The sequence below is a fragment of the Pseudomonas sp. K5002 genome, assembly GCF_013386655.1.
Classification (GTDB): domain Bacteria; phylum Pseudomonadota; class Gammaproteobacteria; order Pseudomonadales; family Pseudomonadaceae; genus Aquipseudomonas.
Genome location: NZ_JACARK010001558.1, coordinates 1 through 379, shown reverse-complemented (window position 1 = coordinate 379; position 379 = coordinate 1). Strand labels below are relative to the sequence as shown.

The following is a 379-nucleotide window of genomic DNA, read 5'->3' as shown; positions in this document are numbered from 1 at the left end:
AAACGGGTCAGCGCGGCGCTCAGGCTGCCGGCCGGCACCTGGTAGCTGCGCCGGGACGCACCGTCTTCGGCATAGCTGATGGGAACGAACAACGGGCTGGCACTCAGGCTCAGCATGAGGCTGAGGTTCAGCAACGGGCGTATTGCGGGCATTGGAAGAAGCTCTCGATTTTGTTCACTTACCTGGAATGACCAGTCACGTGAAAAAAAGGGACAGGCTTCAGCCACTATTTTTTGATTATTACGGTTTGATGCCTTTGAGCTTCTGGAGCAGCTCCATCAATTGCTCCAGGGATTCCTCGCCGAACTGCTCCTGGATCTTCAGGTAATTGCTTTCCATCCCGGCGCTCATGTCGACGAAACACTGCTGGCCCTGTTCG

At 55.7% G+C, this 379-nt stretch carries 1 pseudogene; it reads right to left on the bottom strand.

The window, feature by feature from the left end:
* Nucleotides 1-240: 240 nt before the first annotated feature.
* A pseudogene (locus HX846_RS40160) lies at nucleotides 241-379 on the bottom strand (homoprotocatechuate degradation operon regulator HpaR); the annotation flags it as partial.